The sequence below is a fragment of the Pseudoalteromonas aurantia 208 genome (assembly GCF_014858725.1).
In the GTDB taxonomy this organism is placed as follows: domain Bacteria; phylum Pseudomonadota; class Gammaproteobacteria; order Enterobacterales; family Alteromonadaceae; genus Pseudoalteromonas; species Pseudoalteromonas aurantia.
Window position 1 is genome coordinate 329819 of the sequence record NZ_AQGV01000011.1, and the last position, 16763, is coordinate 346581.

Consider the following 16763-nt stretch of genomic DNA (forward strand, 5'->3'; position numbering starts at 1 on the left):
TAGCTAACATTAAAAAAGGGGCTTTCAAGCCCCTTTTTTTGTGGGTGTTCTCCACGTATACTAACACCCGCTTAGCATTGGGCTAAGTCAGCGCCAGCGCTTTTGCCAATTGTAGTGCTTAAATAGATTGTTTAGTCTATTTAAGACTGTAATTGGTACTAGTTGGCGTCTATATTTTGTTTTATTTAAGGAAATATTTGTGCAAGCAATTATTAAAGAATTTCAACTAGGCCAACACACGGTCACAATCGAAACTGGCGCGATTGCCCGTCAAGCAGATGGCGCAGTACTAGCAAGCATCGGCGATACTTCAGTACTTGTTACTGTTGTAGGTAAGCGTGACGCACAACCGGGTCAAGACTTCTTCCCACTCACAGTTAACTACCAAGAGCGTATGTACGCTGCGGGTCGTATCCCAGGTGGTTTCTTGAAGCGTGAAGGTCGTCCAAACGATGGCGAGACATTGATTGCGCGTCTTATTGACCGTCCAATTCGTCCTCTTTTCCCGAATGGCTTCGTAAACGAAGTACAGGTTATTGCAACGGTTGTTTCTGTTAACCCTGAAATCCAACCTGATATGGTTGCGATGATTGGTACTTCAGCCGCTCTTGCTATTTCTGGTATTCCATTCAGTGGCCCAATTGGTGCTGCACGCGTTGGTTATATCGATGACCAGTATGTACTAAACCCAACTTTAAAAGAGCTTGAAGAAAGTAAGCTTGATCTTGTTGTTGCTGGTACTGAAAACGCGGTACTTATGGTTGAGTCTGAAGCAGATGTATTACCAGAAGACGTAATGCTTGGTGCAGTTGTGTATGGTCATGAGCAATCTCAAGCGATCATCACTGCCATCAATGAATTTAAAGCTGAAGCAGGCAAGCCTACTTGGGATTGGACTGCACCAGAGAAAAACGTTGCAGCATCAGACAAAGTTGCAGCACTCGCAGCTGATAAAGTAGGCGCAGCTTACTTGATCACAGACAAAGTAGAGCGTAAAACAGCACTAACTGCAGCAAAAGAAGGTGTGGTTGAAGCTCTTACTGCTGAACTAGCTGAAGGCGAAACGTTAGATACGCAAGAAGTTGGTAAATTATTTGGTGCATTAGAGAAGAACATCGTACGTAGCCGTATCATTGCTGGCGAGAAGCGTATTGATGGTCGTGAACCAGATATGGTTCGTGCACTTGACGTAATGACAGGTGTGTTACCACGTACTCACGGCTCTGCTATTTTCACTCGTGGTGAAACTCAGGCGCTAGTTACAGCTACTTTAGGTACAGAACGTGATTCACAGTTAATCGACGATTTAACTGGTACACATAAAAACCACTTCATGCTTAACTACAACTTCCCTCCATTCTGTGTAGGCGAAACTGGTTTTGTTGGTTCACCTAAGCGTCGTGAAATCGGCCACGGTAACCTTGCAAAGCGTGGTATTCAAGCTGTAATGCCAACATTGACAGACTTCCCATACTCTATCCGTGTGGTATCTGAAATCACAGAATCAAACGGTTCTTCTTCAATGGCTTCTGTATGTGGTACGTCACTTGCGCTAATGAATGCAGGTGTACCAATCAAAGCATCTGTTGCGGGTATCGCGATGGGTCTAGTTAAAGAAGAAGAAAACTTTGTTGTTCTTTCTGACATTCTAGGTGACGAAGATCACTTAGGTGACATGGACTTTAAAGTAGCCGGTACTGAAGCGGGTATTACTGCATTGCAGATGGATATCAAGATTGAAGGTATCAACAAAGAGATCATGCAAATTGCACTTAAACAAGCTAAAGCAGCGCGTTTACACATTCTATCAGTGATGGATGAAGCAATTGCAGCACCTTCAGAAGAGCTTTCTGAATTTGCACCTCGTATTTATACAATGAATATCCCACCGAAGAAAATTGCTGAAGTAATTGGTAAAGGTGGCGCTACGATTCGTCAGTTAACTGAAGAAACGGGCACAACGATTGAAATTGAAGACGATGGTACGATTAAAATTGCAGCAACAGATGGCCTAAGTGCAAAAGATGCAATCTCTCGCATTGAAGCGCTTACTGCTGAACTAGAAGTTGGCACTATCTACAATGGTAAAGTTGTACGTATCGTTGACTTCGGTGCGTTTGTAAACGTATTACCAGGTAAAGATGGCCTAGTTCATATTTCACAGATCAGCCCTGAGCGAGTTAACAGCGTCGGCGACCACTTAACTGTTGGTCAAGAAGTGAAAGTTAAAGTACTAGAAGTAGATCGTCAAGGTCGCGTACGTCTGAGCATTAAAGAAGCGTTAGAGCAATCAGCTACGCCAGCGCCAGAAGCGCCTGCTGAGTAATTTTGTGTAAATAAGTTATTTACTATGTAAAAGGGGGCTGATTGGCCCCCTTTTTTATGTTCTAATGTTGGTTCACCTATTGTTTTTAGGCTAGCAAAAGGAAGGATATGAATTTAAAATCCATCATAGTTTTACCCCTTATATTAGCAGGGCTAACTGGTTGTAACTCGACGCCAGAACAGATTAAAGCATCTATCGTAACAGTTCCTTTCAGTGCGCCTCTACAGACTAACTTTCGCAATGAAATTAGTGTCGCGCGTTATTCGGAATTATTGCTGGCAACAGATTTACCGACAGAGCAAAGAGCACAGCTTTATTACAATCGAGGTAGACTTTACGATGGTCTAGGTTTAAGTACTTTAGCAAGAATTGATTTCAATCGAGCAATAAAGATGAAACCTGACTTAGCCGAAGCTTATAATTTTTTAGGCATTCATCACACTTTATTGCAAGAGTATGGAAAAGCATATGAAATGTTTGAGGCAGTTTTAGAGCTTGATGAACGTCATGAATATGCCTATTTAAATCGCGGAATTGCATTGTACTACGATAACCGTATAGATTTAGCTAGCGATGATTTAAGTGCCTTTTTAGCGCGCTCTCCACAAGATGCATACCGCGTCATGTGGCTGTATTTGGCACAGTTAAAACACGACCCAATTATTGCTAAAGCGACTTTAAAAGCGAATCAGCAAGCAATTAACGACGCAGAATGGTCATCACAACTTGTTAAATTGTATTTAGGCGAGCTATCAGAAGAGCAGTTTTTGCAACAAATTAGTGTCGGTGTAAAAAATCAGCAAGAGTATTCGGAACGTCTATGTGAAGCGTATTTTTATTTAGCAAAACTGTATCAATTCCAAGGTAATGAGCATATCGCAGCTGACTTTTTTAAATTAGCATTATCAACGAATGTATCTGAGTTTATAGAGTACAAATACGCACGTTTAGAATTAGATATTTGGGCCAGTGAAAACGCAAGCTAGACAGATATTTATTGCGATAAGCTGTTTGCTTTTAATGGCCCAAAGTGGCCATTATCCTCAGTTAGCAACACCTTATGAACGCTCCAACTTCTTGACCCAGTTTCCAAATGCTTTTTATCAATTAGACAATACGTTTGCGCTTAGGGAGTTGCCAAATAAAACTATCAATGCATTGTTGGTATTAGAGGTACCTGATATTGGTTTTGAATGGGCCATTAGACATGCCAAAAGGGATGATTTTAAATCAAGTAAATTGTATTGGCAGCGTTATTTGCAAGAAGTACCTCTATCGCAGTTTTTACGCTTACTTGAAGTGTTAAAAAAAGCTAATAGAGTCAATGAAATGAGTGATGTGGCCGTATATCGAGCCTTACCTATATACTATCAAGATTGGCTTGCTCTGCATCGTGGCATATCACCACTGGGGTTAAGTTCTGCACGGTTGTCTGCGCACAACATCATAAAGCCATCAAGTCAAATTTCTTTTTCAAAGCGATGTATCAATAAAGTTTTGTTACTGACCGATCATCTTTTAGGACTAGAAAAATTGAACGGGCTTAGACTGCAATATAATCAAACACCAGAGCCAAGTGCGATGAGCTACTGTTTCAGTGAGCCGATGTACATTGGTAATGTAGCTGAGTGTTCAACCAAAAATGAGCAGTTTGCACACTGTAAATTTGAGTTATTAGTTGATGTATTTCCAAGTTTACTGCACCAAGCAGATAAATTGGTTGTTTTGACTCGAAATGGATACGCGAATGTGCGTGGTAATATGATGACGTTGAATGGACGCAGTAGTTATGCGGTATTTTTACATGAGTTAATGCACTTTAGTGGCTTTGAAGATGAATATCCAGTACCGGAAAGTAAAGCTCTTTGGCTATGCGCAGCGCCCGGACAGCATGCTCCAAATTTATATGTTGGTGAAGCGACAAGTGCGCCACGAGGATGGCAAAGAAGTAATACATGCAACAAAGGTGGGTTGCAGGCTTTTAAGCCAAGTGATGAGTGGAGCATTATGGAATATCAAAGTAAGCCGCTTTCTGAACAATATAGAATATTATGGCAACAGGCGGTTAATGCTGAGTATCAGAAAAAGCGTTCAGCGCGGTAGATTTAGTTTGACTGTCTTATTTAAATAATCGTATGCGGATTTTGTGATATATGAAATATATCTGAATTGTTTGTTAATCTTGGCTAAAATAGAACCAGCTAGAACCTGAAACTATAGACAACTCAAACACTAATACAGTATAACTATGGTTAGTTTTGTGTGGTGAAAATGAACATGAGTTTCTTTTACATCTGACATAAAGCAGCACACTAAATATGGTGTACGGTCGTACTTAGACGACGTAATAATAAAAGGTTTACTCTATGACTTTGCTTTGGATACCCTTGCTATCCTTATTCGGCAGTATTATTTCTTCATTAACGGGTAAATTAACACGTAATCAATCGACTGGGTTGACCTTGTTAATGCCAGTTATTGCACTTGCGATGACAGTAAACTTGGCTCCGGCTGTGTTTGCGGGTGAAGTGATCCGTTATAGTGCACAGTGGGTGCCTTTATTGGGGCTTAACCTGTCATTTAGGCTAGATGGACTCGCTCTGTTATTTGTTTTTATGATCTTAGGTATTGGTATATTAGTCATTTTTTATGCGCGTTATTATCTGAGCTCTAAAGATTCTATGCCTAAGCTCTATGCATACTTAATGCTCTTTATGACTGCTATGTTAGGCATTGTTATGTCTAACAATGTATTACAACTGTGGTTGTTTTGGGAGTTAACCAGTATTAGCTCATTTTTGCTGATCAGTTATTGGTGGCATAAATCAGAAGCACGCAAGGGCGCCCGTATGGCGTTAACTATCACTGGTGGTGGTGGTTTGGCGCTATTGGCAGGTTTACTCTTACTTGGTGATATTGTTGGTAGCTATAATTTAGATACCATACTCGCAAGTCGGGCGATTATACAAGAGCACGCTTTATATGAAGTGACGCTTATTCTTGTATTACTTGGTGCTTTCACAAAATCCGCACAGTTTCCATTTCACTTTTGGTTACCGCATGCGATGGCAGCACCAACACCTGTAAGTGCTTACTTACACTCTGCGACTATGGTAAAAGCGGGCATTTTCTTATTAGCTAGATTCTACCCGGCATTGGCTGGAACTGAACTTTGGTTTATATTGGTTGGCTTAACGGGTCTTGCTACGCTTTTGTTTGCGGCTTATGTCGCACTTTTTAAACATGATTTGAAAGGGTTGTTGGCTTACTCCACAATTAGTCATCTAGGATTAATTACTCTGTTGTTTGGTTTAGATACTGAATTGGCGACAGTAGCGGCCATATTTCACATTATTAACCATGCAACGTTTAAAGCGTCGCTATTTATGGCGACAGGAATAATCGACCACGAAACGGGTACGCGAGATATGCGTAAACTCAATGGCATGTGGCGATTTATGCCTTATACGGCCACGTTGGCTATGGTTGCAGCAGCGGCCATGGCGGGTGTACCGTTATTAAATGGTTTCTTGTCAAAAGAGATGTTCTTTGCTGAGACTTTGCATCAACAGCTACTCGGTTCGATGTCGTGGCTTGTACCTGTACTAGCTACTGTGGCTGCAGCATTTTCTGTTGCTTACTCAGCCCGCTTTATTCATGACGTGTTCTTTAATGGAGAGCCCGTGAGCTTACCTAAAGAGCCCAGTGAACCACCACGTTATATGCGCATACCTATCGAGGTGCTAGTTGCGCTTTGTTTAGTCGTCGGCATGTTCCCACATTTTGTGGTTGATGGTATTTTGAAAGCAGCTTCTACAGCGGTGCTTGGTGGTTATGTGCCAGAGTTTAAAATTGCGATTTGGCATGGTTTTAATTTACCTCTTTTAATGAGTGGTATCGCTGTCTGTGGTGGCTTACTGATCTATACACAGCGTAAGTATTTGTTCCAATTTCAAGCGTCACTTCCTCCATTAAATGCTAAGAAGGCATTTGATGGTAGCGTTTATGTGATGATTAAATGGTGTCAGCGTAAAATAAGTGCCATTGAAAATGGCTCTTTACAGCGTTATTTAATGCTAATGTTAATGGTGGTGCTCATTAGTGCTGGTTGGCCTTTATTTGAAATGAGTCAACTTGTAGGTGGTAAGCAGCCTACCCCAGTGGATGTGCATAATGGCATTGGTGCTGCTCTATTGATGATTGGTGCAATTGGAACGGTAATTTGGCACCGCTCGCGTATGGTATCATTGTTAATGATATCTGTGGTTGGTTTGATGGTATCTGTGGCGTTTACGCGCTTTTCGGCACCAGACTTAGCACTCACGCAGCTTACTGTAGAAGTTGTGACGATTATCTTACTAATGCTTGCGCTGTTCTTTTTACCGCAACGCTCACCAAAAGAGTCAAGTTCAATACGGGTATTGCGAGATTTGGGGATTGCATCAGCAATCGGGGTTGTTGTTGGTAGTATTTGTTATGCACTCATTACACGCCCACTTGAATCTATATCTGACTTTTTCTTAGCTAATGCAAAGACCGGTGGTGGCGGGACCAATGTGGTTAACGTTATATTAGTTGACTTCCGTGGGTTTGATACGCTAGGTGAAATTTGTGTGTTAGGTATTGCTGCACTGGGTATTTACAAGTTATTGGTCAACCTTCCGTTATTTATGCCAGGCAGTGATAGTGAAGGTCGACCTTGGGCGAAAGAGCGTTACCCACTATTGTTAGCCAGTATTTCGCAGTCACTATTGCCGCTTGCATTACTTGTGTCATTTTATATTTTCCTACGGGGTCATAACTTACCAGGAGGTGGGTTCATTGCTGGTCTAGTAACGGCGATTGCGTTTATATTGCAATATATCGCGCACGGCTCTCACTGGATTGCTGAGCGACTCACTATCAATTATCGTAAAATTATTGCTTCAGGTATTGCAATAGCGCTATTCACGGGAGTAGGTAGTTGGGTCTTTGGTCGACCATTCATGACAACATGGTTTGAATATTTTGATATTCCATTAATCGGTAAAATTGAGCTTGCGAGTGCATTGGTGTTTGACTTAGGCGTTTATATTACCGTAGTTGGTGCTACGTTAATGATCCTTGCGAGTTTAGGTAAGCTCACTGCAAGTGCACATAAAGATGAGGTGAAAGTCTAATGGAATTATTATATGCATCTTGCGTGGGTTTATTAGTTGCGTGCGGCGTGTTTTTGATTTTGCGCTCACGAACATTTCCCGTTGTACTTGGACTGACCATGCTGTCATACGCCGTAAATTTATTTTTGTTTTCATCAGGAAGGTTAAGTTTAAACCAAGCCGCAGTATTAGGATATAGCAGTGATTATGCCGATCCATTACCACAAGCTCTGGTTTTAACGGCGATTGTGATTGGCTTTGCGATGACCGCGTTTGTCGTTATTTTAGCAATTCGAGGCCGGGCAGATTTAGGAAATGACCACGTGAATGGTCAGGTACCAGAGAAAGATAAAAAGGGCAAAGCATGATCCAGCATTTGACATCTTTACCTGTTTTACTGCCTATGTTGGCAGGGGTTATTTTATTAATGCCACCGTGTGGTAAAAATGTAGCAATTAGACGAGTTGCGTCCGTTGTGATGGGGGTCATTACCTCACTCGTATCGATTCTTTTGCTGCTCCAAGTTCAACAACAGGGCACCGCGGTTTATGCTATCGGTGATTGGTCGGCTCCTTTTGGTATTGTTTTGGTTGCAGATCCCTTGTCGACATTACTCGTATGTTTAACCAGTATTCTCTGTACTGTATGTGCTTTATATGCGAGTGCTGGTGATGATGAAAATGGCAGCTTCTTTCATCCACTTTTACATTTTTTAATGCTCGGAGTGAATGGTGCCTTCTTAACGGGAGATGCTTTCAATTTATTTGTATTTTTTGAAGTGTTACTTATTGCATCATACTCACTGCTAATGCATGGAGGAGACAAGAGAAATACCCGAGCAGCCTTACAATATGTAATTATGAACTTAGTTGGTTCAGCGGTATTTCTTATTGCATTAGGTGTACTGTATGGCGTGTTGGGTACGCTTAACATGGCAGATATGGCGCAAAAAGTCACATTTTTAGAAGGTGATGATGTTTATCTTGCAAAGATTGGTGGCTTATTGTTACTGGTTGTTTTTGCGTTAAAAGGGGCGCTTTTGCCGCTACACTTGTGGCTACCAAACACTTATGCTACCGCTATGCCTGTTGTTGCCGCTTTATTTGCGATTATGACTAAAGTAGGTGTGTACTCTATGATGCGGGTATACACGCTGATTTTTGGAGATGAGGCGGGTGAGTTAAGCCATATGGCACAAAATTGGTTATGGTGGTTGGCGTTAGCGACTATTGCCATGGGAGCTATAGGTGTACTGGCAAGTCAGGATTTGCGTAAGTTGGTTGCCAATTTAGTCATTGTATCTGTTGGAACACTTGTTGCGTTAGTTGCAGTTCAAACGGTCGAAGCCAGTGCTGCTGCGATATATTATTTAGTTCATTCCACATTGGTCACTGCAGCCTTGTTTATATTAGCAGATCTTATCGGTCGACAACGTGGTAAAGTGGCCGATAGGATCACGGTAGGCAGGCCCGTCACACAACCAATCCTTCTTGGGTTTGGTTTTGTTGTTGCAGCGGTTGCTGCGATTGGTATGCCACCGATGTCTGGTTTTATTGCAAAGATTTGGTTACTGAAAGCGACGTTTGATAGTGAATATGGCATGGTGTTTTGGCCGTTGTACTTATTGGCTAGCTTAGCTTTATTAGTCGGGATCTCAAAAGCCGGTAGTACTGTTTTTTGGCATCATAAAGGCAATACAAATGATAGCCACGAGCAGGTGAGAGTCCACCCTGCACAATTAGTTGCGTTGATTATTTTGCTTTCAAGTGCGCCACTCATGGCATTGTTTGCAGGCCCTGCAAGTGAGTATGCGTTAAATGCAGCGACAGCATTACATGATTTTCGAGGCACAATATCAACTATATTAGAAGGAGGTCAGTAAATGCGTTTAGAAGCTCGTTTTAGTTGGCTACCGACCCCGTTTCGTAGTTTATTGCTATTTGTTGTATGGCTGCTTCTTAACAATACATTGTCACTTGGGCATATTGTATTAGGTACCATACTCGCCATTTTGATTCCATTGGCAACATACCCATTTAGAACACCTCAACCGCTTATTGTGAAGCCAGGCTTAGCTGTGCGTCATTTGTTATTGGTGCTCTATGATATCATTACCGCCAATGTACAAGTTGCTATCTTAATTCTTGGGCCGACAAAAAAACTCAATCCAGGTTTTGTTAAGGTGCCGTTAGATTTAACGCATAGTATGCCGATTACCATTTTGGCGAGTACGGTATCTCTCACGCCAGGGACAGTCAGTGCCGAAGTGTATCCTTGGTTAGAGTCTTTACCTGAAGGCGAAGACCCAAGCGAACGGTACTTATTGATCCATGTATTGAATTTACAAGATGAACAGGCTTTGATACAGACAGTTAAGCAGCGATATGAAGCGCCGTTGAAGGAGATATTCGAATGCTAGAAACGGTAATTTTGATAGTTTTTGCCATGATAGGTATCTCACTGTTACTAAACCTATGGCGTTTGGTTGTAGGGCCCTCAGTACCAGATAGAATTTTGGCATTGGATACGATGTATATTAATAGTATTGCATTAATTATTTTATATGGAATGAGTATGGGCACAGCTTTGTATTTCGAGGCGGCATTACTTATTGCGATGCTGGGTTTTGTTAGCACCGTGGCTGTATGTAAGTATTTACTACGTGGCGATATAATAGAATAGGGGGCAGTTATGGCTGAGTATATTATTTCAATATTGCTTTTGATTGGTGGGTGTTTTGTTTTGGTCGGTTCAATTGGGCTAGTTAAAATGCCTGATTTTTTTATGCGTTTGCATGGGCCAACAAAAGCCACTACTTTGGGAATGGCCAGTCTGCTAACCGCGGCAATGGTTTTTTTTAGTACCACAGGGGAAAGTTTGAGTTTAAAAGAAATACTGATTTCTATATTTCTTTTACTTACAGCTCCAATCAGCGGGTATATGTTAATTAAATCTGCAATTCATCATAAACTTGAAAGTATTAAACGCACATCAGGAAAAGACAATATCGAAGATGACGTTTAGGTCACTAGTTATCGAAAAATGAAATAAAGCGAGGCTGATTTGATTGGTCTCGTTTTTTTATTTAATGAGTATGAATTTTTACATTTTGTATACTAAGTTGAAAATGCGGATAATTTTTTATTTAACCCCTTGTCATTGCTGAAATAATTAATTAACTTCAATGGGAGGGTTAAACAAGTCATATTAAGGTTAGCTATGAAACAAGTTTCTATCCGTGGGAAGTTACTGGTTTTTGTTGGGATTTTAGTTTCGGTATTGGTTACTACGTTAACTGTGTTTACGTGGCTTCATCTAAAAGAAGAAAATACCGTGCAAAACGATAGGGTACAGCAGGTTTTATTTACTGAGATTCAACATAACTTAATCGCTCAAAGTGCATATTATGCACAGCAAGTTGCAGGTTTTATTAATGAGGCGTATCGGATCCCTTATACGTTTGCAGGTGTTTTAAATAGCACCAGTGTTAGCGCTCCATTAGATAGAGAAGCTGTACAGCTAGCACTTTCGGGGGCGCTAACTCAGAATAAATCTGTTTCATCTATGTATGCTCAGTTTGAAAGCAATGGCTATGATGATTTAGATAATCAATATACCTCAGGTGCGTCACATTCCGTAAAGGGAGCTGGCACGCTGGAATTGTATTTTACGCAAGACGCATCCGGAGTTACTCAGCAAACAGTGGCATCTGCAGGCGATAAATATCTTGATAGGCGTAATGAATTTGGTTTACGTGAAGCTGAGTGGTATTTATGTGCGAGGGATAAAAATGCACCGTGCATCATGGAGCCTTACTTATATGAGGTTACACCTGGAAATAACACTTTGATGACGTCCTTAACAGTCCCTGTAAATAATGGCGGGCGATTTAGGGGATTGGTAGGTGTGGATGTGAATTTACCTATTTTTCAGGAATTAGTCGATGAATTATCAAGCGCGTTGTACGACGGCAAAGCCAAAGTTACGCTGTTAAGTGAGTTAGGTCTTGTGGTCGGAGCAAGTCATTATGATAAATTGGCAAGGCCTTTAAGTGAATCAATTAGAGAAACGCGGGCCAATACATTAAAGCTTTTACATAGTGGTAAAGGCTTTGTTCAATTTGAAGACGACATTGCTGTCGGAGTGCCTATTGATATTCCGTTGGCAGAAACAACCTGGTCATTAGTTATTGAATTGCCTAAATCAGCTGTTTTAAACAATGCAAATAAGTTGGCTGAGGAATTAGCTGAATCGACAGATGCACTTGGTCAGTGGATGATGCTCGTTGGGTTGATGATTGCAACTATAGGTATTGCAGTAACGGTGATATTGGTTAATACCATTATTAAGCCATTGACACATATTCAAAATAGAGTGGAAAATTTAGCGTCAAGTGAAGGTGATTTAACCCATGCACTGGAGGTCAGTGAACATGCAGAGCTTATTGCAGTAGCGAAAGGATTTAATGCGTTCACAAATAAACTCAGAAATATGATCGATGATTTAAAGTTGCTAGCAGAGCAATCTTACCAGCAATCGTTTAACACGACGGAAGTTGCTATCAATATAAAGAACAAAGTAGCGAATCAGCATATTGAAATAGACAGTGTGGTTACTGCTATTAATGAATTAAGTGCCACGGCCTCTGAGGTTGCACGTTCGTCAGAGCAAGCTGCGAGCAGCACTAATGATGCAACAAATCAGGTGCGAGAGAGTGAAGCTGGTATTATAAAAACAACCGAAACGGTACAAGGAATGGCATCACAAGTAATAGAAGCAAAACAAGCAATTATTAAAGTCGCTGAGCGCAGTCGTGATATATCAAAAATACTTGATGTGATTAGAGCTATAGCAGAGCAAACTAATTTGCTCGCCTTAAATGCGGCAATAGAGGCTGCAAGGGCTGGTGAGCAAGGTCGTGGTTTTGCAGTTGTTGCGGATGAAGTACGAGCGTTAGCATCGAAAACACAAGCTTCCACTGATGATATAAGCAAGCTGATTGATAATTTGACGTCTGAAGTCGCAAGTTCAGAAAGAATAATTGAAAGCTCAGTTGCTAAAGGTGAGCAAGCTGTTGATTACAGTCAACAGTCATCGCAAGCGATGAGTTCTATGGTGTCGGCGTTGACGAGCATTTCTAATGAGGTGACCCAAATAGCCACAGCTGCAGAAGAGCAAAGTATGGTCACTGAGGAAATAAACACGAATACGACAAGTATTGCGGATGCTGCTGCAGAGCTTTCATTGTTAGCTGATCAAGTTGAGCAAGCGGCGAGCATGATGACTGAAATTGTTGAGCAAAAGCACGCTCAGCTTAATTTGTTAAAAACGAAGCAGTAGCGATTATTTTTTGGAGTAAATGATATAAGGGGTGATATTTATGACAATGCTAGATGGTGCATCATTCCGCCTTTTGCACTTCAATTATGTGCGACCTGAAATTTCAGCTCTGTTATAGGCATGCATAATCGACAGTGTTTGACACTAGAGTTTCTAAACTGGCATCTACATAAAACTTAGAATAGAATAACTGTTAATTTATACAGTTATTCACCCTAAGTAGATATATGAAACTTTATATAGCGGAAAAACCATCATTAGGTCGAGCGATTGCAGATGCATTACCAAAGCCGCAGAAGAAGCAGGATGGTTTTATAGAAGCGAGTGATGGCAGTATTGTTTCGTGGTGTATTGGTCATTTGCTTGAGCAAGCAGAACCTGATGATTATGATCCTAAATATAAAAAGTGGCTGCAACAAGACCTACCTATAGTCCCAACGGACTGGCAGTTTAAAGCCAAGCCAAAAACGAAAAAGCAACTCGGTGTACTTAAAAAGCTGATAAAAAAGGCTGGGACGATTGTGCATGCGGGCGATCCAGACAGGGAAGGTCAACTGCTAGTTGATGAAGTATTGCAGTTTGTTGGGCTATCAGAACGGCAAAAACAAAATACTCAGAGGTTACTTATTAGTGACCTAAATATACAGGCTGTTAAAAAGGCGCTTAGTCAACAGCAGCCTAATCAGAATTTTGTTCCTTTGAGTGTTTCAGCATTAGCGCGTGCAAGAGCGGATTGGTTATTTGGCATGAATCTCACTCGTGCGTATACACTTGCTGGCCAAAAATCAGGTTTTCAAGGGGTGCTTTCTGTAGGGCGAGTACAAACTCCGGTACTTGGCTTAGTGGTTAGGCGAGATGCTGAAATTGCGGACTTTGTATCTAAACCATTTTACGAAGTATTTGCCAGCTTAGAAACCGATGACAAAAGTAACTTTTCAGCTAAATGGCAACCGAGTGAAGCTTGTGAGCCATATATGGACGAAGAGAAAAGGGTGTTGTTGAAAGCGCTCGCTGAAAACGTAGCGACACGCATAAAAGGGCAAGTTGGTGAAGTCATCGAAATTGAAAAAAAGCCAAAAAAACAAACTGCACCTTTACCATATAACCTATCAGCATTACAAATTGATGCCAGCAAAGCGTTTGGTATGTCAGCCAAACAAGTTCTTGATATATGCCAAGGGTTATACGAGAAGCATAAACTCATTACTTACCCACGTTCAGATAACCGATACTTACCTATGGGGCATTATAAAGAAAGAGAGTCGGTGGTGGCAGCAATGGTAAATAACAACGGGTGTGAGCAATCTAAAGTGGATGCCGCTAACCTGTCGTTAAAGTCAAAATGCTGGAATGACAAAAAAGTCGCTGCACACCACGCCATTATTCCGACCAGTAAAAAGTTGAAGTCCGCACAGCTAGGCTATCAAGAGCAACAAATATACGGCCTGATCAGCAGGCAATATTTAGCACAGTTTTACCCTGCGTTTAGCTATGATGAAACCAAAGCTGAAATTATGATTGCTGGTGGGTTGTTCATCGCGAAGGCAAAACAAGTCAATGAGATTGGTTTTAAAGTATTGTTTGGTAAAGCCAGTGATGATGAGGATAACTTATCTACTTATTTACCGCCTTTGGTGAAAGGGCAGCGTTTACATTGTCACGATGCCAAAATTCAAGAAAAGCATACTCAACCTCCACAATATTATACCGATGCAACACTCTTGGCTGCGATGACAGGGATCAGTCGGTACGTTCAAAACAAAGACATAAAAAAGATATTGAAAGAGACTGATGGGCTTGGGACTGAAGCCACTCGAGCAGGTATTATAGAGTTGTTATTTACACGTGGATTTTTAACGCGTAATGCAAAGCAGATCAGATCAACTGAGTTAGGGCAAGCGATGATCACTATGTTACCAGAATCACTCACTCTACCCGACAGAACCGCGTTATGGGAACTAAATTTAGCACAAATAGCGAATAAGGAATGTACTTATCAGATGTTTATGGCCCCTTTGTTGTCTCAACTGGGTGAGTTCGTCGACAGTGCGATGGTTGCTTATAACCCAGATTTGAAAAGGTTGTCTAAACCGAGGACATTCAAGCGTAGAGGGAAAAAGCGGACAAAGGCGAAAAGTTAAGCTTGTAAATAAGATTTTTGACACTATATAAGAAGAAAATACATCACAGAAAGTAAATATGAGTAACCAAATTCAATTAACGCCTGAAAATATTCAACAAACATTGGGTGAGCAAAACCAAGAAAAATTAATATTGCTTACTTTCTTCAGCGGGCAAAACCCTGATTGTGTTGCCCAAGCGTCAATTTTGACTAACCTAGCTGTGACTTATACCGACCACATTATTGTTGCGACGGTAGACTGCGATTTACAACAAGCATTAGCAAGCCAGTTAGCACAGCAAATAAACTTGCAAGCTTTACCTACGTTAGTGATGCTAAAAAATGGTGCGCCTGTTGAAATGCTGCCAGGTGCGCAAACGGAAGAAGATATTAAAAAGGCGCTTGCCAATCATTTACCGAAACCTGAGATGTTGCTGTTAGATCAAGCAAAGCAAGCTCTGCAAAGTGATGACCAAAACAGTGCGTTTAATTTTGCTAAACAAGCGTATGAAATAGACCCAACTAATTCGCGGGTTAAATTAGTATTGGCAGATATTTGTATTCAGATCCAGAAGCTAGATGACGGTCAAGCATTGCTTGATAGCATTTTTGAAGAAGAGCGTGATGCATATTACCAAAACCTAGTGGCTAAACTAGCACAAGCACTGCAAGCGCAAGAGTCTCCTGAAATCCAAACTCTGAGCAAAGCGTTAGAAGCAGAACCTGATAATAACGACATTAAAGTAGAGCTAGCCTCATTATTTAATGATACGGGCAAAAAAGAGCAAGCGCTCGAGTTACTGTTTACTGTACTAAGAAAAGATTTAAACTTTGGTGACGCTAAAAAACAGTATTTAGATATAGTCGCTTCTTTACCTGATGGTGATGCGCTAGCGGCAACCTACCGCAGGAAATTGTATAGCTTGTTATATTAGCCGTAACATGAGTTCAGATATAAAAGCCGTTAATGAGAATTAACGGCTTTTTTGCTTTTTATGTTTGCGTATTGCTAAATATAGACAATACTTAACTTCCCTCGCAAGAAAAGTAGCTAGAAATATGACGTTACTGTTACTTTTTCTGTCTGTTTTGAGGTGTTTGGTATGCTTTTTAAGCGAAGTGTATGTTTTTGTAATTTTATTGAAATAAAGGCTTGCGCTTTTTCTTCATCTCCCTATAATGCGACCCCACTGACACGGAGCGCTACGCTAACTTAGCAAAGCAAAACGCAGTCAACGTCGAGTAAAACTTAAATTTAAAATTTCTTTATGAAAACATTGAATTTAAGTGTTGACAAAAAAATAGGAAAGCGTAACATGCGCAGCCCTAGCGAGATAAAGCATAGCGCTTAATCGTCGCCCTGTTTTAAACAGGAACCGTTCTTTAAAAATATGAAGCAATCATCTGTGTGGGCACTCGTACAGATTGAGTTCTAACAGCGAAACTTCTTTCTTAGATTGAAGCAAGCAAAAAAATTTAGAGTCTCAATTGATTTTCTCTTCGGAGAAACTGAGTGACCAACAGCAATAAATTTATTTATTGCAGCACAGTCAATTCGATTCGAAAGAATCAAAATCAGAATTCAATGAGCACGAAATACTTTCTAGTAAAGGGTTTCAACAAAACTTTTAATTGAAGAGTTTGATCATGGCTCAGATTGAACGCTGGCGGCAGGCCTAACACATGCAAGTCGAGCGGTAACAGAGATAGCTTGCTATCTGCTGACGAGCGGCGGACGGGTGAGTAATGCTTGGGAATATGCCTTTTGGTGGGGGACAACAGTTGGAAACGACTGCTAATACCGCATAACGTCTACGGACCAAAGTGGGGGACCTTC

12 protein-coding genes and 1 rRNA gene are annotated in these 16763 nt (G+C 41.0%); all 13 read left to right on the plus strand.

Annotated features, from left to right (window positions below; genetic code table 11):
* Positions 1–199 precede the first annotated feature (199 nt).
* Entirely contained in the window at positions 200–2326 is a 2127-nt protein-coding gene (pnp, locus tag PAUR_RS04045) for a polyribonucleotide nucleotidyltransferase (protein ID WP_010365900.1), read from the plus strand.
* A gap of 107 nt (positions 2327–2433) precedes the next feature.
* Entirely contained in the window at positions 2434–3312 is an 879-nt protein-coding gene (nlpI, locus tag PAUR_RS04050) for a lipoprotein NlpI (protein WP_192506533.1), read from the plus strand.
* Positions 3313–3346: 34 nt separating this feature from the next.
* Positions 3347–4429, plus strand: coding sequence for a hypothetical protein (locus tag PAUR_RS04055; protein WP_192506534.1), 1083 nt, complete (start codon positions 3347–3349; stop codon positions 4427–4429).
* A 263-nt stretch (positions 4430–4692) separates the two neighbouring features.
* Positions 4693–7485 carry a monovalent cation/H+ antiporter subunit A gene (locus tag PAUR_RS04060; RefSeq protein WP_192506535.1) on the plus strand — a complete coding sequence of 931 codons (2793 nt, stop codon included), beginning with the start codon at positions 4693–4695 and terminating at the stop codon, positions 7483–7485.
* Positions 7485–7832: a Na+/H+ antiporter subunit C gene (locus PAUR_RS04065; protein WP_192506536.1), complete on the plus strand. Its 348-nt coding sequence runs from the start codon at positions 7485–7487 to the stop codon at positions 7830–7832. Before PAUR_RS04060 ends, PAUR_RS04065 begins: the two co-directional genes overlap by 1 nt.
* A complete protein-coding gene (locus PAUR_RS04070; RefSeq protein WP_192506537.1) occupies positions 7829–9346 on the plus strand; it encodes a monovalent cation/H+ antiporter subunit D in 1518 nt (505 codons plus the stop codon). Before PAUR_RS04065 ends, PAUR_RS04070 begins: the two co-directional genes overlap by 4 nt.
* On the plus strand, positions 9347–9883 hold the full coding sequence (locus tag PAUR_RS04075; protein ID WP_192506538.1) for a Na+/H+ antiporter subunit E: 537 nt from the start codon (positions 9347–9349) through the stop codon (positions 9881–9883).
* Positions 9877–10146 carry a K+/H+ antiporter subunit F gene (locus tag PAUR_RS04080; protein ID WP_010365913.1) on the plus strand — a complete coding sequence of 90 codons (270 nt, stop codon included), beginning with the start codon at positions 9877–9879 and terminating at the stop codon, positions 10144–10146. The genes PAUR_RS04075 and PAUR_RS04080 overlap by 7 nt, the downstream gene beginning before the upstream one ends.
* A gap of 9 nt (positions 10147–10155) precedes the next feature.
* Positions 10156–10488 (plus strand): Na+/H+ antiporter subunit G, encoded by a 333-nt coding sequence (locus tag PAUR_RS04085; protein WP_192506539.1) that lies wholly within the window; start codon positions 10156–10158, stop codon positions 10486–10488.
* 195 nt (positions 10489–10683) lie between these two features.
* Positions 10684–12804, plus strand: coding sequence for a methyl-accepting chemotaxis protein (locus PAUR_RS04090; RefSeq protein ID WP_192506540.1), 2121 nt, complete (start codon positions 10684–10686; stop codon positions 12802–12804).
* A 227-nt stretch (positions 12805–13031) separates the two neighbouring features.
* Entirely contained in the window at positions 13032–14945 is a 1914-nt protein-coding gene (locus tag PAUR_RS04095) for a DNA topoisomerase III (RefSeq protein WP_192506541.1), read from the plus strand.
* A 58-nt stretch (positions 14946–15003) separates the two neighbouring features.
* The gene (locus PAUR_RS04100; protein ID WP_192506542.1) at positions 15004–15861 is read left to right on the plus strand and encodes a tetratricopeptide repeat protein; all 858 of its coding nucleotides are present in this window, start codon (positions 15004–15006) and stop codon (positions 15859–15861) included.
* A 694-nt stretch (positions 15862–16555) separates the two neighbouring features.
* Positions 16556–16763, plus strand: a 16S ribosomal RNA gene (locus PAUR_RS04105); the annotation flags it as partial.

Excerpts from the sequence above, each read along its gene's own strand:
- PAUR_RS04060 (WP_192506535.1), top strand. The coding sequence starts at position 4,693 with ATGACTTTGCTTTGGATACCCTTGCTATCCTTATTCGGCAGTATTATT.
- PAUR_RS04090 (WP_192506540.1), top strand. The coding sequence starts at position 10,684 with ATGAAACAAGTTTCTATCCGTGGGAAGTTACTGGTTTTTGTTGGGATT.
- PAUR_RS04055 (WP_192506534.1), top strand. The coding sequence starts at position 3,347 with ATGGCCCAAAGTGGCCATTATCCTCAGTTAGCAACACCTTATGAACGC.
- PAUR_RS04080 (WP_010365913.1), top strand. The coding sequence starts at position 9,877 with ATGCTAGAAACGGTAATTTTGATAGTTTTTGCCATGATAGGTATCTCA.
- PAUR_RS04085 (WP_192506539.1), top strand. The coding sequence starts at position 10,156 with ATGGCTGAGTATATTATTTCAATATTGCTTTTGATTGGTGGGTGTTTT.
- PAUR_RS04065 (WP_192506536.1), top strand. The coding sequence starts at position 7,485 with ATGGAATTATTATATGCATCTTGCGTGGGTTTATTAGTTGCGTGCGGC.
- PAUR_RS04075 (WP_192506538.1), top strand. The coding sequence starts at position 9,347 with ATGCGTTTAGAAGCTCGTTTTAGTTGGCTACCGACCCCGTTTCGTAGT.
- PAUR_RS04100 (WP_192506542.1), top strand. The coding sequence starts at position 15,004 with ATGAGTAACCAAATTCAATTAACGCCTGAAAATATTCAACAAACATTG.
- PAUR_RS04095 (WP_192506541.1), top strand. The coding sequence starts at position 13,032 with ATGAAACTTTATATAGCGGAAAAACCATCATTAGGTCGAGCGATTGCA.
- PAUR_RS04070 (WP_192506537.1), top strand. The coding sequence starts at position 7,829 with ATGATCCAGCATTTGACATCTTTACCTGTTTTACTGCCTATGTTGGCA.
- nlpI (WP_192506533.1), top strand. The coding sequence starts at position 2,434 with ATGAATTTAAAATCCATCATAGTTTTACCCCTTATATTAGCAGGGCTA.